The organism is Paraburkholderia sp. CNPSo 3274, assembly GCF_024206475.1.
GTDB lineage: Bacteria > Pseudomonadota > Gammaproteobacteria > Burkholderiales > Burkholderiaceae > Paraburkholderia.
The window spans coordinates 260956-286579 of sequence record NZ_JAMBPR010000001.1 but is presented as its reverse complement, the minus strand read 5'-3'; the positions used below and the strand labels follow the sequence as shown (position 1 = coordinate 286579).

Sequence of the window (25624 nt, the reverse complement as noted above, 5' to 3'; positions counted from 1 at the left end):
TGCGCGTTTCGATACCACGTCGTTGATCTGTGGCGGCGGGCGCTCCGGCGCCGCAGTCAAAAGGATCACATGACGTGGCAGCGAGTCGAGCGGATCGCAGATGCCTGGCTCCCGCAACCTCGAATCCTTCACCCGTGGCCCGACCGGCGATTTGCCGTCAAACACCCGAGGTAGGAGCCCGGTGCCCGAATTGGGCACGCCGGGATCTGTGCGGGGGGTGCTCAGTAATGGGCATCCCTACCGCAATCCTGGGCCAGACCTTGCCGAGGGCGGGAGGCTCAGACCGGACCCTCTCCAGCCCTCAGGGCGCGCGGCATTTCCGATCGTGTTTTCTGAAATTGTTTCGTGAAATTGATACTTAATTAGCGGAACAAACCATTCTGGGTATTCCACCCTTCCCTTATATAATCGTTTTCAGCGCATCGATTGCCGACCGATCCAGCGACGCGCAATTCTCGTCGTCCTGGCTTTCGCAGGCGGATGTTGTGGAGCGCATCAACCAGACTTTGAAGCCGCCCTCGCAATGACCATCGCCAATTGTCAGATCGTTGACCACGTTTGCAGAACGGCAGGCTCGGACCTCTACCGCGCCCGCCACCTGGAAGACGCGATGCCGCTGCTGGTTAAACTGCTCCCTTCAGAGCCAGCGGACGCAGCCCAGCTTGCCCGTTTCAGGCGTGAATACACTTTGCTTGAGTCATTGAATGTAGAGGGAATAGCCAGGCCGCGCGCGCTGGTCGAAGGTGGTGGTTACCTCGCTGCGCTACTGGAAGATTTCGAAGGAGAGTCCCTGGAGTCCGTGCTCGCCCGTTCACGCATCGATTTTGTGACTTGCCTTCAAATTGCCTGCAACCTGGCTGACGCACTGGCGGGGATCGAAGCCGCCCGGGTCATTCATCGAAATATCCAGCCTGCGAATATCCTGGTCGTGCCAGCCACGGGCGCAGCGCTTCTGGTCGACGTCAGCAACGCGACCACACATGAAGTGGAGACCATTTCGTCCGACGAAGTGGGTGCAAATCCGGCGGATTGGGCCTATGTGTCCCCTGAGCAAACGGGCCGCCTGAATCGCCCGATCGACTATCGAAGCGATCTTTACTCGCTGGGTATTCTGCTGTATCGCCTGCTGACGGGCCAGCTTCCGTTTCAGGCAAATGATCCTCTGGAATGGACGCATTGCCATATTGCTCGCATGCCTGTTCCGCCAACGGAAATCACACCCACGATTCCGCCACCGGTGTCGGACATCGTGATGAGACTGCTGGCCAAGCTGCCGGAAGATCGCTATCAGAGCATGCGCGGACTGCGAGCCGATCTCGATCAGAGCCTCCTGCAGTGGCGGACATCTGCTCGTGTCGAGCCATTCGCGCTCGGCGCGAAAGACATACCCGAGCGTTTTCGGATTCCGAAAAGATTGTATGGACGCGACAGCGAAGCGGCGGCGCTTCTTGCCAGCTTCGAACAGGTGATGGAAACTGGCCGGGCTTCGCTGGCAACCGTCGCAGGATATTCGGGCATCGGCAAGTCGGCGCTAGTCGATGCGTTGCGCAAGCCGATCGTTGAGAAGCACGGCTACTTTGTCTCCGGAAAATTCGATCAGTTCCAGCGAAACATTCCCTACGCCACCATCGTGCAGGCGTTCCGCGAACTGGTGCAACAACTGCTCGCCGAAAACGAGGCACGGATCGGCGAATGGAGGCAACAGGTGCAGGCGGCGGTCGGCGCCAATGGCCAGCTCATTGTCGACGTGCTGCCCATGGTCGAATTTCTCATTGGCAAGCAGCCGCCGGTACCGTCACTGCCGCCTGCCGAAGCGCAAAATCGCTTTCGCATGGTGCTTCGGCAATTCATCTCTGTATTCGCCAGGCATTCGCATCCGCTCGTACTGTTCCTGGACGACCTGCAGTGGATCGATGCTGCCAGCCTCGCGCTTGTCGAGCATCTGATCGTCCACCCCGACATACGCAGCCTGCTGCTGATCGGTGCCTACCGCGACAACGAAGTCGGCACGAGTCATCCACTGATGAAGAGCCTCGACTCGCTCCGGACAGCGGGCGCACTGGGGACTGAGATTAAACTTGGGCCGTTGCCGGTTGTTCACCTGAACCGCCTGGTGGCTGACACGTTTCACGCAGAACCCGCGCTGTGCGAGCCGGTCACTCGCCTGGTTCATGAGCGCACGAAAGGCAATCCATTTTTCTTTACCCAATTTCTGGATGCGCTCAACAGGGAGGGACTACTGCGGCATGACGCGCAATACAACAAGTGGCACGGCAATCTCGATCAGATCAAGGCAAGAGACCTTTCGGACGACGTCGTCGTCCTGATGGTAGAAAAGTTGCGGCAACTGCCGGTGCCGACGCAGGAAGCGCTGCAACTGGCCGCCTGCCTTGGCAACAGGTTCGATTTGCGCCATTTGGCGGTCATCAACAGGGAGTCAGAGAGCGAAGCCGGGCAGCGCCTCGCGGCAGCAACGAGTGCGAATCTGATCATGTGCGCGAGGAGCGGTGCCAAGTTTCTGCACGACCGGATCCAGCAGGCGGCATATTCGCTCGTCACTGAAGGTCAACGTGCCGAAATCCATCTCCGCATTGGTCGCGCGCTTCTGACGAACATGACGGCGGACGAACTGGATGAGCATTTGTTCGATATTGCAGGCCAGTTCAATCGCGGTGCCGCACAGTTGATCGACGATGACGAGAAAACCGAGGCGGCTACGATCAATCTGCGGGCTGGGCGAAAATCAAAGGCCTCGGCCGCCTATGTTTCCGCATGCGTGTATCTCTCAACCGGCATGGCGCTGCTCGACGAAGGGCGCTGGCACGACAATTACGACCTGATGTTCGACCTGTGGCTCGAACGAGCGGAGTGCGAATTCCTGTGCGGCCAGTTCGATATATCCGAACAACTCATCAAGCAATTGTTGGTGCGCGGGGCATCAAGAGTTGATCTGGCGGCCGTCTATCACCTCAAGATCCAGCTGCACGTCGTAAAGTCGGAGAACCCGCAGGCTGTCGACAGCGGACTCGAATGTTTGCGCCTGTTCGGTGTCGACATCCCCGCCCACCCTGATTGGGCACAGGTGCAGGCCGAGTATGAAGCCGTCTGGCGTAATCTTGATGGGCGGACCATCGAGAGCCTGATTGATCTTCCACTGATGACCGATCCGGAGCGGCAAGCCGCGATCCGCATTCTTTCGGTCATTTTCGATGCAGCCTACTTTACTGACCTCAATCTCTTTTGCCTGCACCTGTGCCGCATTGTCGCGATCAGCATTCAGCACGGAATGAGCGGGGCTTGCGCGCAAGCGTATGCCTGGTTTGGGCAAATTCTCGGGGCAGTCTTTCATCGCTACAGGGAAGGCTATCAATTCACGAGGCTTGCATGCGACCTCGTCGAGACGCATGCGTTTCTGGCCGACCGCCCCGTCGTCTACTACGCAATGGGAAACGTCGCCTTCTGGACACAACCTGTCTCGAGCGGAATCGAATTTCATCGGCTGGCTTTTCGCGCTGCGACCGAGGTGGGCTCGCTCGCTACGGCCTGCTACAGCATGATCCAACCCGGGACCGACCTGCTCCTGAGGAACGATCCACTCGACACCGTGTGGCGCGAGACGGAGAAGTCGCTGGAGTTCATCCGCAAAGCAGGGTACGCGGACGTTGTGGACATGATCGTCAGCCAGCAACGCTTCATTGCGGCCATGCAGGGACGGACGAACACCCTGTCAACCTTCAGCGATGCGCAATTCGAGGAGGCGGGGTTTGAGGCGCGACTGACACCGGATCGCAACGCCACAATGATCTGCTGGTACTGGCTCCTCAAACTGAAAGCGAAATTTCTGTCTGGAGACTATGCCGAGGCGATGGCGGCGTCCGATAAAACCAGGGCAATGCTGTGGGCAACGGCGAGCCGTATCGAATCGCTCGACTACCAGTACTATGCTGCGCTGACCCTTACTGCGCTCTATGAAGATGCGCCCGCCGACCAGCAGCCCGCGTGGCGCGAATCCCTCAAGGCACACGAGGAACAATTGCGCGAGTGGGCCGATATCTACCCGCCGACCTTCCTCGACAAGCAGGCGCTCGTGTCGGCCGAAATCGCCCGCATCGAGGGGCGGACTCTCGACGCAATGGGGTTGTTCGAACGTGCCATTCAAGCAGCGCGCGAGAATCGCTTCGTGCAGAACGAAGGCCTCGCCAACGAGCTTGCCGGTCGCTTTTACCTGCGCCTTGGGCTTGAGACAAACGGGTACGCGCACTTGCGCGCAGCGCGTACCTGCTTCGCCGTTTGGGGAGCCTACGGCAAAGTGGCCCAGCTCGAAGAGCGTTATCCCCGTCTGGCAGAACCTGAAGGCAACCAGCCAGCCACAGCAACGAGTTCGTATGTCCGGCAGCTGGACGCGACCACCGTCGTTAAAGCGTCTCAGGCGCTGACCGGTGAAATCGAGTTGCCCAGGCTGATTACACGTCTCATGACCATTGCGCTGCAAACTGCCGGTGCTGACCGGGGCCTGCTCATCGTGCCGCAGGCCGATGAATATCGGGTCGAGGCGGAGGCACGCGTCGTCGGCAACGAGATCGTACTACCTCAGAGGCCGAGCGCCGACCTGGCGGCACCTCGCTCCCTTCTGCGGTATGTGATGCACACACGCGAGAGCATGATCATCGATGACGCTGCCATGCCGAATATTTTCTCTGAGGATGACTATGTAGTTCGCAGAGCACCCCGTTCGATCTTCTGCTTGCCGCTTGTCAGACAGGGTACGTTGGGTGGCCTGCTCTACCTTGAAAACACGGTGACCTCACACGTCTTTACTGCTGACCGCACTGCGCTCCTCGAATTGTTGGCGTCGCAAGCCGCCATTGCGCTCGAGAACACCCGTCTTTATCGCGACCTCCAGGAACGGGAAGCAAAGGTCCGGCGTCTGGTTGACGCCAACATTGTCGGAATCTTCATGTGGAGTCTCGAAGGTGAGTCGCCCGAAGACACTGACGCAGTTTACTATGAGGCCAATGACGCATTTGTGCGTATGGTGGGATATGACCGTGACGATTTCGCATCCGGTCGCGTACGTCGTTCGACCCTCACGCCACCGGAATGGCGCGAGCGCACGGGACAAGCGCAAGCCGAACTGCTGAAGGGCGGAACGATGCAGCCCTACGAGAAAGAATACCTTCGCAAGGATGGCACTCGCGTACCCGTGCTGGTGGGTGCGGCCGCCTTCGAAGGCATGAAACAGGGTGTCTCGTTCATACTCGATCTGACCGAGCGCAAGCGGGCGGAGGCCGAAATGCAGGCGGGCGAGCGCCGCTACCGTGAGGCGCAGAACGCGCTGGAGCACGCGAACCGCGTGTCGACAATAGGGCAGTTGGTGGCGTCGATTACTCACGAAATCAGGCAACCGCTTGCGGCGAGTGCCATGAACGCACAGGCAGGGCTACGCTGGCTGAGTTTCCAGCCGCCGCAACTCGAGGAAGCCCGGCAGACCTTTGATCTGGTCATCAAGGACGCTACGCGCGCGCGCGAGGTTGCCAACCGGATTCGTAGCCTCGTCAAGAATGCCCCGCCACGTAAGGAGCTGCTACAGATCAACGAGGCGATTGCTGAGGTTATCGCACTCACGCGGGTCGAGGCCGAGAAAAACAACGTGTCGGTGCGCACAGAGTTAGCCGGGGACCTGCCGATGGTTGAAGGCGACCGCATCCAGCTCCAACAGGTGATGCTGAACCTGGTGCTCAACGCCATTGAGGCGATGAGCGCGATCGGGGAGGGGGCGCGAGAGTTGATCGTCAGCAGCGGCAACCACGACTCGGGAGATGTGCTCGTTTCCGTGGGCGATTCGGGGCCGGGCTTCGCCGCCGAAAATTCCGAGCGCCTCTTCGAGCCGTTCTATACAACGAAGGCTGAAGGAATGGGAATGGGACTGTCGATCTGCCGATCCATTGTGGACGCACATGGTGGGCGCCTGTGGGTCACAGCGAACGTGCCCCGTGGTGCGGTGTTTCAGTTCACCGTGCCGGGCTCTCGCCTTGCCGAACAGCGCATCGCTGACGCAACCAAATCGGATTGACGACGAATTCTCGCCGTGACTGTCCGGTGTCGCGACCCGTGACCTGGTTCGTACCTGAATGTTTGCTCGAACGGCCGAGAACGCGATGAGTATGATCGTCGGCGTAGGTCCGTTGCCTGTGAGGCGTGGCTCGACTTCGGGCAATCGTCGGCGACGCCGATGACGAGCACCACGGCGTTCGGCGCGCGTATACCTCGCCGGGCACGGGCTGGCAGATTCATAATACGTTCACCGCCGAACTCTCGCCGACGGATTTCGTCACGGACCACATCGCACTCGATCTGGCGAGCGGCATACCGCCCGGCAGCCATGTCGAGAGCTCCTTGAGTCCGTCCTGGAATCCAGCGTTCAATGCGGGCGCCTCGTACACCTTCAGCAAGAACTGGTACGCCACGGCGTCGGTGACGTATTTGCCGCTCAAGACGAATGCGACTGTGACAGCCTATGCCGCCAATGGACAGCCTGCCCTCACGAACAAGACGCGAATCACCGTGAACCCCTGGATTGCGTTTGTGGGGGTTGGATACCGTTTCTGACCAGACTGAATGCGCGACACGTCCGGCCTGGCGTTCACGCCCCTTCCGTCGATGCGGATAAGCGGCTAACACCATCGTGCAATTGAGTCGCGCACCGCTTTGCTCTTAAGCTTCTTTTGTTGATCGAGCCGGCGCGCCGATTGTTCAAGGAAAAGATGCCCGTGAAAGTCTCTCATTTGCCTCGATGCGTCGCCTTCGGCGCAGCCTTCGTCTCGAACGTGATTTACGCACAGGAGATCGGTGCCAGCCTCGATTGCCATCTCGGTCCCCATACGTTCATCGAGCAACTGGTCAATGAAAAGGAGATCGATCCGGTACCCATGAAAGTGTCGGCCAACTCGGTCAACGCGTACCGACTGAGACCGAATCAGAACTTGACGGCACTCGGATTCAAGGTGCGGGCTGTGTTTGGCTTCTCCCCGAACGATGGCATGTTCACCCAGAAAATTAGCGAAGGTGAAACGCCCCATCGGGTCTATGGGGTCGTCGTAATGGCAGGGAAGGAAGAGGTTAGCGAACGTATTCGCGAAACGGGAAGCCCGGCGACAGTAAGGGAAGTCATGCCGCTCGTCATGACGGCGGTCGTTTGTGACAAGTAGCCTTCCCCCGGCCACCTCATACCCCGTGAACCATTCCGGCCAGCCGGTCAGAATGGCGGGTGACACTCGAAGGTCAACTCCGTTCCCTGTTGTTCCAGTTCACGCCCGCTGCGTATGAAATCTAACCGGGTGCCGACGTGCATGCCGCGTTGGGCGCAGTAGTCACTGGCGCTGCTGACGGCCTTTCGATATGCGCTGGCCCACGACAGCCGAGCGCCTCGCGTACTGGCGGTGACGGTAAACACATTCGGCTTGTCGGTAGCGGTGACACCCGATGCACTCGTGCAGGCCGCCAGTGTTAGTACACAGAGTACACAGGCGGCCCGCGACGAGCATATGAGCGGATTTTGCAACCCGCTCCGGGCGATAGCCAAGAGCTCAAGGCTGCTCACAGCGACCGCTCGGATGCAACGGTCGCAGACGGTGCATCGGCAACGGTGGCGCTGCGCTGCGCGAGAAGCTTGATAATAAAGTCCGAGGCCATTAACAAAGCGCCCACGGCGAACACGATGTCACCTGGCATGCGCATCCACTGCCAGAACGTGGTGGTGCTGTAGAACTCGAGGCTTCGCGCATACGCATAGCCGTGCGTGTAAACCGCTAGCAGTTGCGGCCAGCCAACCGGGTAGAAGTTCATCGCGATCCACATCACGAGGCCGGTGTTGTAGAGCCAGAATGCCCACACGCCGCAGCGGTCGCTCCACGCGCGATGGCCGTTCAAATAGCGCAGGACCATGTAGATCAGACCGATGGCGAGCAGCCCGAAGGCGCCGAACATCGACGTATGCGCGTGGTTCAACGTGAGGAAGGTGCCATGCTCGTAATAGTTGGCCAGCGGCGCATTGAGCGTGCCGCCGCCGAAGACCCCGGCGCCCACGAAGTTCCAGAATGCAGAGCCGAGAATGTAGAGATAGGCGAGTCGATACGGGAAATCCTTTTCGTGCTGGATGTGACGCTGCTGCTCGATGGCTTCCAGCACCAGCAGGAACAGCGGCAAGACCTCGAGGAACGAGAACATGCTGCCAAAGCTTACCCAGAGGCTCGGTTCGCCCGCCCAGTACAAATGATGGCCAGTGCCGAGCACACCGCCGACCATAATGAGGATCCATTCGAACAGCACTGCGCGCTCAACCATCTGCCGGGACACCAGTTCCAGCGCCATGAGGAAGTAGCCGGTCACCGCTGCTGCGAACAACTCGAAGGCAAGCTCCATCCAGAGGTGCACGACCCACCAGCGCCAGAAGTCGGTGATCGAGAACGACGGGTTGGGTGAGCCGAACGGAATCATCCCGAATACATAGAGCACCGTGACGCTCAGCGTGGCGCCCCAGAGAAGATGCTCGATGCGGAAAAGGCCGTAGAGCGATCCGCCGCTTTGCTTGAACAGCGTCTTGAGCGTGGGCCAGAATGCACGCAGCAATGCCAGACACCAGACGGCGAGGCCAACAAAGAAGAGAACTTGCCAGAAGCGGCCCAACTCCAGATAAGACAGTCCCTGGTTGCCGAACCAGAACCAGTGTGCCCGGATGATGCCCATCACACCGAGGTAATCGCCGATCAGCGCCCCCGCCACGATCACAACCAGTACCCAGAAGATGAGGTTGACCAAGCCCCGCTGCCCAGCCGGTTCGCGCTTGCCGATCAAAGGCGCGAGGAAGAGACCTCCGGCGATCCAGCTAACGCCGATCCACACGATCGGCGCCTGCAGATGCACGCTGCGCAAGGCGGCAAACGGCAGCCATTTGTCCACCTCGATGCCGTAAAAACTGGTGCGATCGGTGTAGTAGTGCGCCATGATCGAACCCGCGAGGATCTGTACCAGCAGGACACCGGCCACCAGCAGAAAATACTTCCAAAGCGCACGCTGGCTGGGCGTGGGTTCTTTGAAGCCTCGCAGCACCGGTTCGAAGGTTTCGGTCCCGGCCTTGGGCTCGATCCAGAGGCGGAAAACCATCAGGATCGCGCCGATCGCGAAAAATATCATCGTGAACGAAATCCAGGTCCACTGGAACGTGGCAGCAGTAGGCGAGTTGCCGACCAGGGGCTCGGGCGGCCAGTTGACGGTCCATGAGTAGTCCTTGCCGGGGCGGCGCGCGACGGTCGTAAGCGACGAATACAGGATGAAGCTCGCGGTTTGCATGGCGGCGGATGCGTCTAGCGAACGTGCTCCTGTATATCCTTGTGCAAAGTTGTCGCTGAGCAGCGCTGCGCTGATGCGTGGTCGCAGCGCCTGAATCGCCTGAGCCACGCTGTCAGGAAGCACAACCTCCTGCTGACTCAGATCGATGCCCTGAAGTTGCGCCTGCATGGTGCGCGTGACGCTTGCCTGCTGATCGCCCGTCGCGGCGTCAAACGAATTGCCGTAGCGCGATAACGCCAGATTGTTCCGCACTCCCTTCGCCAACTCGACGAGGTACTTGGCAGTGAAGTCTTCACCAAAGTAGGACCCCATGCCATAGAGGCTGCCGAAATCCATCAGATCCGCTTGCTGAAATCCCGACTTGCCTGCGACGATGTCGGCGTAACTCATCACCGGTGTGCCGTTGGGCGCGACCATCCGCTGCGGCAGTGGCGCTGCCTGCTGATAGGTGGCGCGTGTTGCCATGATCATTCCCGCCCAGCAGAGCGCGGTGACGACGATGAAAACCCAGATCAGGACCCGGCTCGTGCGATCCTGAGGACAGCCATTGCCCACGGTGAGCGGCTTTGTATTCATGGTTCCATTCCTTCGCGAAATGCCCGTGCGCAGTCCTGGGCGATCGAATACTCGTTTGCATTTTCCGAGAGTCAATCATTTGCGGCTGGCCAGTGGCGGATTGGATAGAGCTGGTTTTCGATTTTTTTCAACGTGAAAGTTAATCAGTAGTACAAATGTAATTGGGCTCCGGTTCCTGCGAGATCCGTGCAGCAATCGGAGCGGATACCATCATGTCGCAATTGTCGAAACAAGAAAATCGTACCAACGGCTGGCGTAGCCCCCCACAAGGGTAGTGGCTTCATACATGTGTATGTTGGGAGACGTTACAAGCTCGAAAGATGCGTTGCGCGTTTCAACCCGGTTACGCCGGGTACGATTTGGTGTTCACTCGACATTGGCGCTTGCTTCAATCGTGGTCAACCAGCATGCAAACTCGATGGACATACAAGGTGAGCAAACGTACCCGCTGGAAGCGGCAGTCTGAGCCGCGCGAAGACACCCGAAGACAAGGCGAAGGACAGGCAGGCATTCGTCGAAGCTGGCCGTCGGCTACTGGCACAAGAAGATGCGTCCCAGGTCTCTCTTCGTCGCATCGCGGTCGAGGCGGCCTATTCGCCTGCGTCCATTTACTAGTACTTCGATGACCAGCGGGCGCTGTTCGTCGCTGTTCGCGAAGACGATCTCACGGCTGCGACACCCTGATCGCCGCGATCTACGGCGTGGTGCTCGTGCCGCGTACGACCCCGACGAAACGCAAGCCGCGTTAGGGGCGAACACCGTGCCGGACCCACTGCCTGCTGCAGGCTCACGCCACCTGCAGGTCACTCGCGCTGTAGAGCACCAGTTGATCGTTCTTGCTGGATTCGGCAAAGCTGCTTTTCAGATGCTCAACCCACGTTCTCACCTTGGCGTCGAGAAACATCTTCGACGCGAACAGCGCGTAGATGTCGACGCGTTCGAACTGGCAGGAGGGCAGTATGTGCACGAGGCGTCCATCGCGGAACGCATCGACGGCTGCATGCAGGGGTAGCAAGCCAACTCCCATCCCGAGTTCGAGGGCATCGGCAAGCGACGATTGCGAACTGATGCACAGCCCGGGTTTGACGGAGACCGTTTCGCAGCCGGACGACCCTTGCGACGTCAATTCGACGCTGTCCGACCACGTGGGTGCGAGACAAACGAGACTATGGTTCGAAAGATCGGCGAGCCGGTTGATTATCGGGTGCTCGTCGAGATAGCGCGGAGACGCGCACATTACGCTGTAAGACCTGCCAAGGCGCGTACCGATGAGCGAAGAATCGCGTAGCACCTCGGTCGCCACGACGGCCATGTCGAATTCACCGGCCAGCAGGTTGACAGGAGAGTCGGATAGCGTCAGTCCAACCTGCACGGACGGATGCCGTTCCCGATAGGTTCTCACCGCAGGCACCAGATAGTGTTGTGCAAGTGATTGGGACGCCTGCACCCTGAGACAGCCTGTGGGACTGAGGTGAATCGATTTGGCTTCGGCTTCTGCCTCGCCCAGGGCTTCGAGAATCGAGTGGCAACGCGCGAGATAGCGTTTGCCGGCGGGCGTCAAGGAGATCCGCCGCGTCGTGCGATGCAGGAGCCGTGTGGCCAGATGCTGCTCGAGGTCAAAAATGAGCCGTGAGACTGAACCCGTACTCATATTCAATTCCCGAGCCGCCGACGTATAGCTTCCGCCATCGGCCACGCGCTCAAAAATTCGCATGCTCTTCAACAAATCCATAGCAGTCTCTCCACTCCGGATTTCAGTCCAAACCTCGACGGGAACCCTGTCGAAGGTTCGAACCATCCATGTCGATTAGTACCGGATAAAAGGTAACTTAGCGGCGTTCCAGTTACAAATGTGGGATCGGATGTGGAGATCACGTGATAGGCCAGGTCGATCATACGTTTGTATAGCCATACGGCATGAAAGTTCGCTGCTGCGCAGCGATTTCCCGCCAGACGAAAAGGGGCGCCTTTGCCGTGGCGCACGCAGACCGGATTTTCGGCCATGAATGGCGCACTCAGACCATCCGGGCCGGGGCGGCGGGGATATCCTCACGGTACGGGACCGATGCATGGGTCGATACGAGGCGCGACTGCGCCGGTAACGTGCAATCGTTCCGCCCGTGAGTGGAGACGCCGGGCGTAGCGGTTCGAAAGCGGGAGACGAGTGAAGCTCAAGTTCGGCAGGCAAACGTCGTGACTGGCCAGAGCCCGCATCGGATGTGCGTTTGGCTGGATCACGGTTGCTGCCGCAGTGGGAGGGGGAGATGCGTGTTGAGCCGGGTTCGGCTGCAACGAACGTGGACCCTGCCGACGGTCCAGAATCAATAGTATACGTGATCGACGACGACGACGCGATGCGGATCGCGCTCGTTGACCTGCTGCAGTCCATCGGGCTGCGCGCTCTGGCGTTCCCGTCCTGCCGCGAATTTTCCGCATGCCATAAGGATGACGTACCGAGTTGCCTGATTCTGGACGTCAGATTGCATGGTGAGACCGGGCTGGCATTCCAGGAAGAGCTCGTGAAGAGCGGCATCCGGATGCCCATCATTTTCATGACCGGGTACGGTGACGTCGCCATGTCGGTGAAGGCGATGAAAGCCGGTGCGGTGGACTTCCTCCCTAAGCCTTTCCGCGAACAGGACATGCTGGATGCGGTCACCGATGCGCTGACGTGCGATAGCGAACGGCTCGCGGCTCAGCGGGCGCTCGCCGCGCTACGCGCCTGCTACGTTTCGTTGAGACCTCGGGAGCAGCAGGTGATGCTGTTCGTCGTGGACGGCCTGATGAACAAGGAAATCGCCCGCGAGTTGAACCTCAGCGAAATCACCGTCAAGATTCATCGTGCTCAGGTCATGAGAAAAATGGCCGCGCGCTCGGTCGCGGATCTCGTCAGGATGACTGAATCCCTCGGGATAGAGACGCCGAAAGGTAAGCCGGCATGGGCGGCTCGGGACACGCAGGCGAACGATTACGGTGAGTAACGGCGGACAAGTCGATCGGAACTATGTAGCGATCGGCTTGCGTGGTTGGCATCAGCTTTGATGTCCATCGCCTTCAGCGGCACTTCGGGCGGCCGTGTCGCCCGTCTCGGTGCCGCTGCGCGTACGCAATTGCAACGGCGTGACGCCCAGTCTTCTGCGCACCACACGGGTAAAGTGCGACGCATCCGCGAAGCCCGCGCGGCGGCCAATTTCTCCCACCGTCATCCGCGAGAATATCTTCGATTCGAGCATCCGTAGCGCGCAATTCAGTCTCGCGTCGAGTAACTGATCGGCGAAGGTTTGCTGGCACCCGACCAGCGCTCGATGTAGCGTGCGTACCGAGATGCCGAGCGAGTCCGCGACAGCTTCGGCGGTCAGGCCATGCTCATGGCAGCGCTGGGCGAGACAGTCGCTCACGCGATCCCGCAACGATCGGTCGGCAGGCCTGTTGCGCGGCTCCTGGCCGCTCATCTCATGGGCGATGAGCGCCAGCAGGGCGCCCACCTGGTCGGCGAGTACGCTGCGCGGGATGGGCGCGTTCGTAACCGCATCGGGCAACAGCTGGACCAGGTAGGCGGCAAGGGCGGCACCCCAGTTGGAATTGCCCGGAATGCGCCGGCCAACAAGAGCGCCAGCGTCGGGAACCCAGCGCTTGAGCCACTCGACTGGAATGCCGATGTTGAGAAATTCGTACCAGCGCACCAGATCGATGCCGCAAATGAGGTCCGAATCGACGAGTACGAGGTCGCCGGGCGCGAGGCACAGATCATTGCGATGTGAAACGTGATAGGTGTTATTCAGGCTCATCATCAGGTGATACTGGCGCTGGCCGCTGCGCGCCAGTTCGCTGCGCCCCCGGCCGCAGGCGTGCGGGGTGCCCGACTGCCGCACTACGGTAAGCGGTCCGCAGGCCACCACACTCATGCTCGATTCGAACTCGCGCGGTTTGCTGGCCCGGACATAAAGGGGAATCATGGCTGAGGTAAGCACATCCGCCCAGACATCGAGGCGCTGGGTGGCCGGCAGGTCACGGGTGGACCACCGCGCGACCTCCGCAATTCCACTGCCGTTCATGAGCGAATCCCCTGGGTTGGGTGGAGCAAGGGCTGCCACGCCGCTGCAGAAAGTATAGGTGCTGGCCCGGACGAGGTTGCGTAGACGGCGGCGGCGTTGTAGCGAAATCCTTAATGAAGGACCGCAACGACGGGCTAAGGCTGCCGTAAGGCATGATTCAACCAGCGCTCGAGTTCGTCGGGGTCCATTGGCTTTTCGAGCAAGGCAAACGCGCCGGTTGCCAGAACTTCGGCACGCAGGGAGGCAGTTGCACCCGCGGTGACGAATACGGTGGGAGGCGCGAGTCCCCGCTCCAGAAGACGGCGGTACATCGCCAGCCCGGACATACCCGGCATTTTGATGTCCGAAATGAGGAATGCCGTGTTGTGAACGTCCTCTGAATCCAGGAATCCCTCAGCGGAATCGAATGCCCGCACGATCCACCCGAACGCGTGCACGAGGCGCGCAGTCGCTGAGCGGAAAGGCTCATTGTCATCGACGATGGAAACGACCTGAGGCGCACGCATGCAGCGGACCTTCAATTAGCTTTGCTCGGTGAACGCTACGCAATCGTGCATCGGTACGAGGCTGCGAGCGACGCAATGAAAATTGTTCGTTGGGGTGATCGACTTACACCAAAGTATGACCCGCCTGGCTCATCGTATGGGCAGTGCGGGTGCGTACCATCGCGACTTTGCCCTGCGAATTGCAGTGCGAGCGATTCTCCCACCGCCGAGGGGATCACGGTAGGGGAAAATCGCGCGGATTAGTGCGTAGATAGTGAGTGACCGGCGATCCCGGTGGTGGTGAAATCGTCCATGAGTTGAACAGTTCGTGCGGAATCCACAGACTCATGGAACAGACACTTGACCAGCAACCGTTCGAGACGATTGCCTATGAACAGCGAGACGCGGTCGCGTTGATCACGCTGAATCGACCCAAGGTGCTCAATGCGCTGAACCAGAAGGCCATCCGTGAATTGCGAGCGGCATTCGAATGCGCGCGGGACCATGCGCGTATTTGCGGCGTCATCGTAACCGGTGCAGGCGACCGTGCATTTATCGCGGGCGCAGACATCAGCGAACTGGCCGCCGCAACGCCTGTCGAGGCGGTGCACGCGGCGCGCGCGGGACAGGCATTGCTCGATCTCGTCGAAAACCTGGGCAAGCCAGTCATCGCAGCAGTCAATGGTCTCGCGCTCGGCGGCGGATGTGAAACCGCGTTGGCATGCACGATCCGGCTCGCAACCCCAACCGCGAGATTCGGGCAGCCCGAGATCAAACTCGGTCTCATTCCCGGTTTCGGCGGAACGCAGCGCCTTCCGCGCGTGGTCGGCAAGAGCGTTGCCCTGCAACTCATCCTGACTGGCGAAATGATTCCAGCGGAAGAAGCGCTGCGCGTCGGGCTCGTGAGCGAAATCGTCGAGTCTTCGAAATTGATCGACCGCGCGCACGAGATCCTCGCGAAGATCAGCGCCAACGCGCCACTTTCGGTGCGCCATGCGATCGCGGCTGTCAATCGCGGTCTCGATGGCTCGCTCTCAGAGGGGCTCGCGCTCGAAGCGGCCTTGTTTGGGGTTTGTGCCTCCACCGACGACAAGACGGAAGGCACAAAGGCTTTTCTGGAAAAACGGCCTCCAAAGTTCACAGGTCGATAAATCGCCGCTCCCGCTACCCCCTTCGCGACCGTCTGTGCCGGGCGCACAAGCTACGGGAGAGGGCAGATCAAAATCATGGAGGTGACTCGATGAACGTCGGCAATCACATCTTCTCTGGTCTGAAGGTGCTCGACCTTGCGAGCTACATTGCGGGCCCTGCCGCGACGACGATCCTTGCCGACTTCGGCGCCGACGTGATCAAGGTCGAGCCGCCGGGCACCGGAGACGTCTACCGCTACTTTTCGGCGATGCCACCGAACCCGACGAGTGACGTCAACTATGCGTGGCAACTGACGAACCGTAACAAGCGCGGCATTGCGGTCGATCTGAAGAAGCCCGACGCAAAAGAAGTCCTGCATCGCCTCGTGCGCTGGGCCGACGTGGTCGTCGTGAACTTTCCGCCACGTGTAAAAGCATCGCTCGGTTGCACCTACGAGGACTTCGCGCCGCTCAACGACAGGCTCATCTACGCCGACGTCACAGGGTACGGCTCGGAAGGCCCGGAGGCCGACACGCCAGGATTCGATGTCACCGCATACTGGGCGCGCTCCGGCCTGATGGAAGTCACGCATGACGCGGGCAGTCCGCCGACGCTGCCGATCCCGGGCATTGGCGACCACGCGACGGCCACGACGCTCTACGCGGCGATCGTGACCGCGCTCTACGTGCGCGCCACGACCGGCAAGGGCAGCCATGTGTCGACTTCACTGATCGCCAACGGTATCTGGGCCGCGGGCGCGTGGATCGAAGGCGGCCTGAACGGCGGCCATTTCTTCGCACAGCACGATCGCAAGGCGCCACCCAATGCGCTGCTGAATCCTTACCAGACCTCCGACAAGCGCTGGATTCTGCTCGTTGCGGCGCAACGCAAGGACTGGCCAGGCTTCTGCAAGGCGATCGGCAAGCCCGAACTGCTGGAGGATCCGCGCTTCGTCGATGAAAACCGCATCGCGAACGCTGCACAACTGGTCGAGATTCTCGACCCGATGTTTGCGAGCCAGCCACTCGCGTACTGGAAGCAGGTGCTCGACGCCGGCCGCGTGATCTTCGGTGTCGTTCAGGTCGCGAGGGAAATCATCGACGACCCGCAATTGCCGGCCAACGGAATCGTTGTGCCGCTCGCACAGCCCGGCGGGAAGGAAGCCCGCACCGTCAGCAGCCCGTTTCAGGTGCTCGGCTCGCCGAAAGTGAAGCCCGCGGCAGCCCCGCAACTCGGCGAACACGGTGCGCAAATCCTGCAGGAACTGGGGTTCGACGAAGCCGAGGTCGCACGCCTGAACGACGCCGGCGCGGTCGCACGATTCAGGGGCGCGTCGTGAGCGAGGCCATTGCGCCTTTCACCCCGCACGGCAACTATGGAGCGTTCCATGACTGAAGATGAAGTGCGCGCATCGGCTTACGCGATGCCACTGACGAGCCCCGCCTATCCCAAGTTGCCGTACCGGTTCGTCGATCGCGAGTTCGTGATCATCACGTATCGCACCGATCCGGAAGCGCTTGCCCGAGTGGTCCCGGCTCCGCTCAGGCCGGTCGAGCCGATCGTCAAGTACGAGTTCATCAACATGCCCGATTCGAGCGGGCTCGGCTCCTACACCGAATCCGGCCAGGTGATTCCCGTTACGCTCAACGGCATCGCCGGTGGCTTCACGCATGCGATGTATCTCGACAGCGAGGCCGGCATCGCCTCCGGTCGTGAACTGCTGGGCTTTCCCAAGGTGCTGGCGCAGCCGAAGCTGGAGGTGCGCAACGACGCTCTCGTTGGCACGCTCGACTACAACGGCGTGCGCGTCGCCACAGCGACGATGGCCTACAAGTACCAGGCGCTCGATCTCGCCGCGGTCAGGAAAACCCTCGAGGCGCCGGGCTATCTGCTGAAGATCCTGCCGCACGTCGACTGTACGGCACGCGTGTGCGAAATCGTCCGGTACTACATCGAGGATCTGACCGTCAAGGGCGCATGGACAGGCCCGGCGTCGCTGGAACTGCATCCGCACTGCTTCGCGCCCGTCGCCAAGCTGCCAGTGCTCGAAGTCCTGTCGGCCGTGCATCTGCTAACCGACCTGTCGCTAGGCAAGGCCGAAGTGGCCTACGACTACCTTGCCCATACACAGTCCTGATTCACCTGCGCGAGACACACCATGCCAGAGACAAAGCCTCCCCACGCGCTGCCGGCGCCCGACAGCGACTTCTACATGATCCACCAGGTCTTGAGCGAAGACGAGCAGGCGCTCCTCAAGAAAGTGCGAAGTTTCATGGAAGGGACCGTGGCGCCCGTGATCAACCAGTACTGGGCCGACGACAAATTCCCGTTCGATCTGATTCCCGGCATTCGCGATCTGAACATCGCCGGCATCGGTTTCGAAGGCTATGGCTGCCCCGGCGGCAGCATTCTGCTCGACGGCTTCGTGGCGATGGAGCTTGCGCGCGTGGACGCCTCGATCGCAACGTTCAACGGTGTGCACGGCGGCCTCGCCATGGGCTCGATTTACCTCGGCGGCTCGGACGAGCAGAAGCAGAAGTGGCTGCCGCCAATGGCCCGCCTCGAGAAGGTGGGCTGCTTCGGCCTGACCGAACCGCTCGTCGGCTCGGGCACCGGCGGCGGGCTCCTCACGACCGCGAAGCGTGAAGGCAATAGCTGGGTGCTCAACGGCCAGAAGCGCTGGATCGGCAATGCGCCGTGGTGTGATTTGTCCATCATCTGGGCGCGCGACGTCGACGACAATCAAGTGAAGGGATTCATCGTCGAAAACAAGACGACGCCGGGATTTTCGGTCGCGAAGATCGAGCGCAAGGTCGCGCTGCGGGTCGTGCAGAACGGCGTCATCACGATGGAGAACTGCCGTGTGCCGGAAGAGAACCGCCTGCAGGGCGATGCGACCTTCCGCGACACGGCGCGCGTGCTGCGCCTGACCCGCCAGTACGTGGCATGGGAAGCGGTGGGCTGCAGCATGGGCGCGTATGAAAACGCGCTGAAGTATGCGCAGACGCGCGAACAGTTCGGTAAGCCGATCGCCTCCTTCCAGATGATCCAGGATCTGCTCGCGAAGATGCTCGGCAATATCACGGCCTCGCAGTGCATGGTCGTGCGCCTCGCGCAACTGCAAGACCAGGGCAAGCTCAAGGACGAGCATGCCTCGCTCGCCAAGGCATTCTGCACGGTCCGCATGCGCGAGACGGTCGGCTGGGCCCGCGAAGTACTGGGCGGCAACGGCATCGTGCTCGACTACAACGTCGCACGCTTCATGGCCGACTCGGAAGCCCTCTATTCCTATGAAGGGACGCGCGAGATGAATTCACTGATCGTCGGCAAGGCGGTCAGTGGCTTCAGCGCGTTCGTCTAACGCCACGGAGTCCTTATCATGACCAAGACAATCGAACGCGTGACGATCATCGGAACCGGGGTCATCGGTGCGAGCTGGGCGGCGCTGTTTCTCGCCAAAGGTCTTGATGTCGTCGCGACCGACATCGCCCCCGACGCAAAGCAAAAGCTCGACGATTTCATCGCGGCCGCCTGGCCGGCGCTGGAGCAGATGGGGCTCGCGCCCGGCGCATCGCCTTCGAAGCTTCGATTCACGGATAACTTAGACGAAGCCATAGCCGGGAGCGATCTGGTTCAGGAGAACGGACCGGAGCGCATCGACTTCAAGAAGGACCTCTACCGGCGGCTCGATGAAGCGTTGGCGCCGGCGGCGATCATCGCGTCGAGTTCGTCGGGTCTGACAATGAGTGAGATTCAATCCGCCTGCCGGGACCATCCCGAACGCTGCGTGATCGGCCACCCGTTCAACCCGCCGCACCTGATACCGCTGGTCGAGGTCGTCGGTGGCGCGAAGACCTCCGAAGAGACCATTGAACGCCTCAGCGCGTTCTATCGCGGCCTCGGCAAGCGGACCATCCGCTTGCACAAGGAGGTGCCGGGCCACGTCGCCAATCGGCTGCAGGCGGCGCTCTTCCGCGAAGTGGTGTATTTAATTGCGGAGGGTGTCGTCAGCGTTGGCGATGCCGACGCGGCGGTTTCGTGGGGCCCGGGCTTGCGTTGGGGGATCATGGGGCCTAGTCTTCTCTATCACCTCGGCGGCGGCCAGGGCGGTATCGAACACTTCTTCGAACAGTTCACCGGCCCATTGACAGCCTGGTGGCATGTGCTCGGCACACCGGAACTCACGCCGGACGTGCGGGCGACCATCATCAAGGGTGTACACGAGGAAGTCCAGTCGCGCTCGTTGCACGAGCTGGCAACGTATCGCGACGAGGTTCTGATGGGGCTGCTTCGGTTGCGGGACAAGGAGTGACGCCTTTCATCAAAGGCGCTGATCTGCGAGGTGCGAAGATGAAAAAGCTGCAGCGTCTCATTGTAATTGTGCTTGCCTTTATGGTGGCCGCGTGCGCTGGTTTGCCCCCGCAGACGAACCAGCCACAGACTTTTGCGCTGCAACACACGGAAGCCACACGGCTCGGCACGCAGTTCGTGCCCGAAGAGCAGAAGCATCCTGGCGACACGGCGTTTCACCTGCTGCAAGACCCTACCGATGCGATCGTAGCCCGCATCATGCTCGCCGGAACGGCGGACCGTTCGCTCGATCTGCAGTACTACATCTGGCACGACGATCTGGTTGGCCGTGAGCTGGCGGCAGCATTGCTCAAGGCAGCAGACCGCGGCGTACGCGTTCGTGTCCTGCTCGACGACCTGGGCACGAACGCAGACGATCAGGTGCTGCTCACGCTCAACTCGCACCCGAATCTGCAGATCCGGCTATTCAATCCGGTTGCGAGCCGCCACTTCAAGTCACTGGCGACGGCGCTCGAATTTTCGCGTGTCGACCGGCGCATGCACAACAAGGCGATGATTGCGGACAACGAAGCCGCCATCCTTGGCGGGCGCAATATCGGCGACGAATACTTCGGCGCCTCAAACGTGGTGGCGTTCGGGGATCTGGATGTCCTGGTGCACGGTCCGGTTGTCCGTGAAGTGTCCAACGCATTCGATCAATTCTGGAATTCGGAATCGAGTTATTCGATCGAGCAACTGACGGGGCACGCTGCGGATCCGTCCGCATTGGCCGCCTATCGCGCGAAACTGGACGAATACATCCAGTCGCAGCACGATTCAGCTTACGTCGTGCAAGCGAGAGAGCGGATGGCCGCCGTGCTCGACCCGGGCAGCACCGACTTTTCCTGGGGACAAGCCACGCTCCTGTACGACGACCCTTCCAAGGTCACGCGCGATCCGAACGACGCGCAAGGCCACCTCATGACGAAGTTCGCGGCCCTGAACCTCAAACCCACACACGAGATGCTGATCATTTCGCCATACTTCGTGCCGGGCAAGGAAGGGGTGGCATGGATCAGCGATCTGACCACTCGTGGCGTGCGCGTGACGGTGCTGACCAATTCGCTTGCCGCAACCGACGTCGTTGCTGTCAATGCCGGATATGAGCACTATCGCGAAGATCTCCTCAAGGCCGGCGTACACCTGTACGAGCTGAAACCGGTTAGCACGGTCCACGTCAAATCGCAGCGGAAGATCTTCGGCTCTTCAAGGGCGTCTTTGCACGCGAAAACCTATGTGTTCGACCGGCAAAGCGTTTTTATTGGCTCGATGAATCTCGATCCGCGCTCGAGTCACCTCAACACGGAAATCGGCGTGCTCTGCAACAGCCCGGCAATTGCCGGCCAGGTGGTCGATGACGTCGAGCCGCATCTGGACCAGATTGCGTGGCGAGTGGAACTCCACACCGACGCGAACGGCTCGAAACGGATCGTCTGGATCGACACCGCCGAGGACGGCACGGTAACGGAACTGGACTCGGAGCCGGATGTCTCTTTTGGACGCCGGACGAGCATCTGGTTCATGGGCCTGTTGCCGATCGAGTCGCAGCTATGAGTGCAATGGCGCGCGGCTTGCCGCGGCGCGTGAGGGGTATTTAACCGTACGAGGTAGCCATGTGGATCTTCCGTGTCGATGAGCCGCGTCTTGGGCGTATCCGCATTCGCGAGTGGCGCCGTCGCGCGCGCCATACTGTGGGTCTGCTCCTGCTCCTGCTGGGCGGCGCCGCTACCGGACTGGTCGTGCTCGACCGCTCCAATAATCCGTTACCGAACAAGCTCTTCACAGCCATTTGGGATGGGGTTAATCTCGTCACGACGATCGGCGACTTTGCCGAGTTCAACGAGAATCAAAAAGTCTTCATGCTGCTGGCCATGTTCGCGACGCTGGTGATAGGCGGATTCGCGGTGTCAAAGCTGACCGGCATGCTATCCGGCGACGACGTGATGGCGTATCGGGAGAATAGAATCATGGAACGCAAACTCGAACACCTCGCCAATCACGTTGTCGTGGTTGGCTATCATTCCCTCGGGATACTGGTTGCCGATCGATTGCGCGATGCGGGGCAGACGGTGCTGGTCCTCGTAGGCGATCAGGCGCAGGCCGAACGCGCGGCAGATCACGACCACATGGTCGTGCTCGGCTCTCCCGACGCGTTCGACGAAGTGCTCAAAGGTGCGCGGCTGGATAGCGCCAATGCGCTCGTCGTCACGACGCCCGACAGCAACAACAACCTGGCCATCACGTTGCTAGCGCATACGCTCAATCCCTCGCTCCCGATTGCGGTGCCGGGTGAAAATCCTCTGAGAAAAGGGCTGTTCGAGAACGCGGGCGCGACCAACGTCATCATCGTCGATGTGATCATCGCGGATGCACTGGTCGGCAAGCTCACAAACCGAGTGGAGGCGACAACATGAAATCTGCTGCTTCGATGGAACCGCGGCTGCATCGCATGCCCTTCCTGCAGGGCCTCTTGCCCATCAACACGGCGCAGGTGCCGCACGATATCGTCGCCGGGATCACGCTGGCGGCGCTCGGCATTCCCGAAGTGATGGGCTACACGAAGATTGCCGGCACGCCCACGGTTACCGGCCTCTACACGATCCTGCTGCCGCTGGTCGCGTTTGCCTTTTTCGGCGCGTCGCGCCAACTGGTGGTCGCCGCAGACTCCGCAACAGCCGCCATCCTTGCCGGCATGTTGACCGCCGTCGCCGCGGTGGGCAGCAAGGAATATATCGGCCTGACCAGCACTGTCGCGCTGACGGTCGCCGTGATGCTCGTGATCGCGCGCGTCTTCCGGCTGGGATTTCTCGCTGACTTTCTTTCCCGAAGCGCGCTGATCGGCTTCCTGACTGGGGTCGGCGTGCAGGTCGCGGCAGGCGAGTTTGCTGGATTGCTCGGACTCGCGAAACAGGGGCACGGCCCGATCATGCAAATCGTTTCGGTGTTTCAGCGCATCGGCGGCATCAACCTGCCGACCGCGGCGCTGGCGATTGGCGTGCTCGTGGTGATCGTCGGTTGCAAGCGGTTTGTGCCGCGTGCGCCTGGCGCGCTGATCGCCGTGATCGGCTCCATCGCGGCGAGCGCGGTGTTCAACTTCGCCTCGCGTGGCATTGCGGTCACGGGCGACGTGCCGGGCGGATTGCCTTCGTTGTTCCTGCCGCCGGTGCATATGAACGAGATCAACCAGGTGCTCGCCACGGCGGCATCGTGCTTCATCGTCATCATTGCGCAGAGCGCGGCAACGGCACGCGCGTATGCCAACCGCTACAACGAGAAGGGCGACGACAACGCCGACATCATCGGCCTTGCGGCGGCAAACGCTGCGGCCGCGTTCACCGGCACATTCGTCGTGAACGGTAGCCCGACCAAGACCGAGATGGTGGACGAGGCGGGCGGTCGCACGCAGATCGCTCATCTCACGACCGCCGCAATCGTGCTGCTGGTGCTGCTGTTCCTCACGAAGCCGCTCAGCTTTCTGCCTGCCGCCGTGCTGTCGGCCATCGTCTTCATGATCGGCGTGAAGCTGATCGACATTAAGGGGATGGCCGAGCTGTATCGCATGCAGAAAGACGAATTCGTCGTGGCGTTGCTTGCCGCGGGCGTAGTAGTGTTCGTCGATGTGATGCACGGCATTCTGGCGGCCGTCGTGCTATCGCTGATCGCGCATGCGCGGCATAGCTACCGCCTGCGCACGCGTGTGCTCACGCGCGGCCCCGCAGACCGCTGGATCGCGCATCCTGTTACTCCCAATCTGCTGGCGGCGCCCGGTATCGTGGTTTACCGGTTCGAAGCGGACATGTTCTATGCGAACGCCGGCCGCTTCACCGAGGAGGTGCTCAAGGTCGTCAACGAAGCGAGCCCGACTCCGCGCTGGATTGTGGTCGACGCGACAGAGATGTACAACATCGATTACACGGCCGGCAAGACCCTGGTCCAGCTGGGCGAGGAACTCGACAAGCGCGGTGTGGGTATCGCCGCCGTCGCGCTGGCGACAGGCGTGCGGCATCAGATCGAGCGGTACAAGGCGCTGCGTGCGCGCGGCGCGCATCGCGAGATCTTTGCAACGGTGGATGCAGCCGTAGAGGCCCTGCGCGAACTGACGCCGCCGGCCCCGCCATCGACATCAGCACCGGGACCTGCATCTGCTCCGGACACCAGGCCGGAATGAGGCGGGGGATGATGTGACAGGGCAGCCTTGACGATCAATTGAAAGGAGGACGCGATGCTCAATACCGTTGCCGCGAAGCAAAACGAGCCTGCTGCGGAGCACATCGATCCGAAGGCCGTGGCGGCACCCGGCGATCCGTCCACGATGTTTGCGGGCCGCGGGTCGCTCGCCATGAGAATCGAGCAGGGCAAGTCGGCACGCAAGGCGATGCCGCGCGACAGGCTCGCCGAGTGCAAGGTCGTGGATCGCGACCCCCTCGCGCTGCTCGAAGCGTCCAACGTGGGGCGCGTGACGGAACTGATTCCCATCCGCTACGGGCGCATGGTGCAGAGTCCGTTCGCGTTCTATCGCGGCGCCGCGCCGCTCATGGCCTTCGACCTGTCGAAGCTGCCGCACTCCAACGTGAACGTGCAACTCGGCGGCGATGCGCATCTGGCCAATTTCGGGCTGTTCGCGAGCCCGGAGCGGCGCATTCTCTTCGGGCCGAACGATTTCGACGAAACGCTGCCAGGCCCCTTCGACTGGGATGTGCGCAGGCTGGCGGCCTCGTTCGTGATCGCGGCGCGCGAGCGCGGATTCACGACGCGAGACCAGCGCGGCGTCGTGCGCCGCTTGTGCGAGACGTTCCGGCAACGAATGGCCGAGTTCAGCCGCATGGACACGCTCGACATCTGGTACTACCAGTTCCAGTCCGAGAGCATGCTGGCTAACGCCGATTCGGAGCAGGAACGAAGAAAGGAGCGGAGCGTCATTGACGCGGCCCGGCTGCAGTCGTCGCGCTCCGTGATGAATCATTCGACCGAGTTCGTCAACGGCAAGCTGCGCATCAAGGACGTGCCGCCGCTCGTGTATCACGTCCCGCTGGAAAGTCCGCACGACCAGAAGCAGTACGATGCGCTGGTGCGGCGTTTCTTCGCCGACTACCGGCTGACGCTTCCCGACGACCGGCGCGCGCTGTTCGATCGATATGAACTGGTGGATGTGGCCATTCGCGTCGTGGGGATCGGCTCGGTGGGCACGCGCTGCTATGAGGCGCTGTTCATGGCCGATGGCGAGTGTCCGCTGTTTCTGCAATTGAAGGAGGCGCGGGCTTCGGCGCTGGAGGGCTATTTGCCGCCGAGCCGGTATCCGAATCACGGCCAGCGCGTGGTGAACGGGCAACGCCTGTTGCAGTCGGCCAGCGATATTTTTCTCGGCTGGTCGAAGATGCAGCATTCGGGCAATGACTTCTACGTGCGGCAACTGCGCGACATGAAGGGCGCATTCGACTTCACGACGTTCGATGTCGAAGACCTCAGCGAATATGCTGCGTCCTGCGCTCACGCACTGGCGCATTCAATGGCGAAAGCGGGCGATCCTGCGCTCCTCGTGGGCTATACCGGCAAGTCGGATGCATTCGACCAGGCCATCGAGCGGTTCGCCCTCGCGTATGCAGACCAGAACGAAAAGGACTGGTCGGTGTTGAAGGCGGCAGTCAAGGCCGGACGGATTCAGGTTCAAGTGTGATTCAT

Annotated in this window: 18 protein-coding genes and 1 pseudogene; 15 read left to right on the top strand and 4 right to left on the bottom strand. The window is 60.9% G+C overall.

Going from position 1 to position 25624, the window contains the following annotated elements; all coding sequences use genetic code 11:
• The 4 genes and pseudogenes from M3I54_RS01105 to M3I54_RS01090 form a co-directional block, all read left to right on the top strand.
• Positions 1-174, top strand: a pseudogene (locus M3I54_RS01105) (group II intron reverse transcriptase/maturase); the annotation flags it as partial.
• A 349-nt stretch (positions 175-523) separates the two neighbouring features.
• On the top strand, positions 524-6073 hold the full coding sequence (locus tag M3I54_RS01100; protein ID WP_254332307.1) for a trifunctional serine/threonine-protein kinase/ATP-binding protein/sensor histidine kinase: 5550 nt from the start codon (positions 524-526) through the stop codon (positions 6071-6073).
• Between the two features lie 125 nt (positions 6074-6198).
• A complete protein-coding gene (locus tag M3I54_RS45075) occupies positions 6199-6609 on the top strand; it encodes an OmpW family outer membrane protein (protein ID WP_254332305.1) in 411 nt (136 codons plus the stop codon).
• 161 nt (positions 6610-6770) lie between these two features.
• Positions 6771-7208, top strand: a complete 438-nt coding sequence (locus M3I54_RS01090) for a hypothetical protein (protein WP_254332303.1) — start codon at positions 6771-6773, stop codon at positions 7206-7208.
• Positions 7209-7596: 388 nt separating this feature from the next.
• On the opposite strand, the gene M3I54_RS01085 is transcribed toward M3I54_RS01090, so the two are convergent.
• The gene (locus M3I54_RS01085) at positions 7597-9924 is read right to left on the bottom strand and encodes a nitric-oxide reductase large subunit (protein WP_254332301.1); all 2328 of its coding nucleotides are present in this window, start codon (positions 9922-9924) and stop codon (positions 7597-7599) included.
• A gap of 462 nt (positions 9925-10386) precedes the next feature.
• Between M3I54_RS01085 and M3I54_RS45295 the strand changes: the two genes are divergently transcribed.
• A complete protein-coding gene (locus M3I54_RS45295; protein WP_375542078.1) occupies positions 10387-10539 on the top strand; it encodes a TetR family transcriptional regulator in 153 nt (50 codons plus the stop codon).
• A 172-nt stretch (positions 10540-10711) separates the two neighbouring features.
• Here the strand turns inward: M3I54_RS45295 and M3I54_RS01080 are convergent, their stop codons facing one another.
• Complete coding sequence (locus M3I54_RS01080) at positions 10712-11722, bottom strand: LysR family transcriptional regulator (RefSeq protein ID WP_254332299.1); 1011 nt, start codon at positions 11720-11722, stop codon at positions 10712-10714.
• A 466-nt stretch (positions 11723-12188) separates the two neighbouring features.
• Here M3I54_RS01080 and M3I54_RS01075 point away from each other — a divergent pair, with 466 nt between their 5' ends.
• On the top strand, positions 12189-12905 hold the full coding sequence (locus tag M3I54_RS01075; protein WP_254332297.1) for a response regulator transcription factor: 717 nt from the start codon (positions 12189-12191) through the stop codon (positions 12903-12905).
• A 51-nt stretch (positions 12906-12956) separates the two neighbouring features.
• Here M3I54_RS01075 and M3I54_RS01070 read toward each other — a convergent pair whose 3' ends face one another.
• The gene (locus tag M3I54_RS01070) at positions 12957-13979 is read right to left on the bottom strand and encodes an AraC family transcriptional regulator (RefSeq protein ID WP_254332296.1); all 1023 of its coding nucleotides are present in this window, start codon (positions 13977-13979) and stop codon (positions 12957-12959) included.
• 134 nt (positions 13980-14113) lie between these two features.
• Positions 14114-14500, bottom strand: a complete 387-nt coding sequence (locus M3I54_RS01065) for a response regulator transcription factor (RefSeq protein WP_254332295.1) — start codon at positions 14498-14500, stop codon at positions 14114-14116.
• A gap of 311 nt (positions 14501-14811) precedes the next feature.
• On the opposite strand from M3I54_RS01065, the gene M3I54_RS01060 reads away from it, so the two are divergent.
• The 9 genes from M3I54_RS01060 to M3I54_RS01020 all read left to right on the top strand — a co-directional run bounded on the left by M3I54_RS01060 (position 14812) and on the right by M3I54_RS01020 (position 25619).
• Entirely contained in the window at positions 14812-15615 is an 804-nt protein-coding gene (locus tag M3I54_RS01060; RefSeq protein WP_254332294.1) for an enoyl-CoA hydratase-related protein, read from the top strand.
• A gap of 89 nt (positions 15616-15704) precedes the next feature.
• Positions 15705-16934, top strand: coding sequence for a CaiB/BaiF CoA-transferase family protein (locus M3I54_RS01055; protein WP_254332293.1), 1230 nt, complete (start codon positions 15705-15707; stop codon positions 16932-16934).
• 48 nt (positions 16935-16982) lie between these two features.
• Positions 16983-17732 carry an acetoacetate decarboxylase gene (locus tag M3I54_RS01050; RefSeq protein WP_254332292.1) on the top strand — a complete coding sequence of 250 codons (750 nt, stop codon included), beginning with the start codon at positions 16983-16985 and terminating at the stop codon, positions 17730-17732.
• Between the two features lie 21 nt (positions 17733-17753).
• Positions 17754-18956, top strand: coding sequence for an acyl-CoA dehydrogenase family protein (locus tag M3I54_RS01045; protein WP_254332290.1), 1203 nt, complete (start codon positions 17754-17756; stop codon positions 18954-18956).
• Between the two features lie 18 nt (positions 18957-18974).
• Positions 18975-19907, top strand: coding sequence for a 3-hydroxyacyl-CoA dehydrogenase NAD-binding domain-containing protein (locus tag M3I54_RS01040; RefSeq protein ID WP_254332288.1), 933 nt, complete (start codon positions 18975-18977; stop codon positions 19905-19907).
• Positions 19908-19945: 38 nt separating this feature from the next.
• Positions 19946-21499, top strand: coding sequence for a phospholipase D family protein (locus M3I54_RS01035; RefSeq protein WP_254332286.1), 1554 nt, complete (start codon positions 19946-19948; stop codon positions 21497-21499).
• Between the two features lie 137 nt (positions 21500-21636).
• Positions 21637-22359, top strand: a complete 723-nt coding sequence (locus M3I54_RS01030) for an NAD(P)-binding protein (protein WP_254332284.1) — start codon at positions 21637-21639, stop codon at positions 22357-22359.
• Positions 22356-24113, top strand: a complete 1758-nt coding sequence (locus M3I54_RS01025; RefSeq protein ID WP_254332282.1) for a SulP family inorganic anion transporter — start codon at positions 22356-22358, stop codon at positions 24111-24113. The genes M3I54_RS01030 and M3I54_RS01025 overlap by 4 nt, the downstream gene beginning before the upstream one ends.
• A 54-nt stretch (positions 24114-24167) precedes the next feature.
• Entirely contained in the window at positions 24168-25619 is a 1452-nt protein-coding gene (locus M3I54_RS01020) for a DUF2252 domain-containing protein (protein WP_254332281.1), read from the top strand.
• Positions 25620-25624 lie beyond the last annotated feature (5 nt).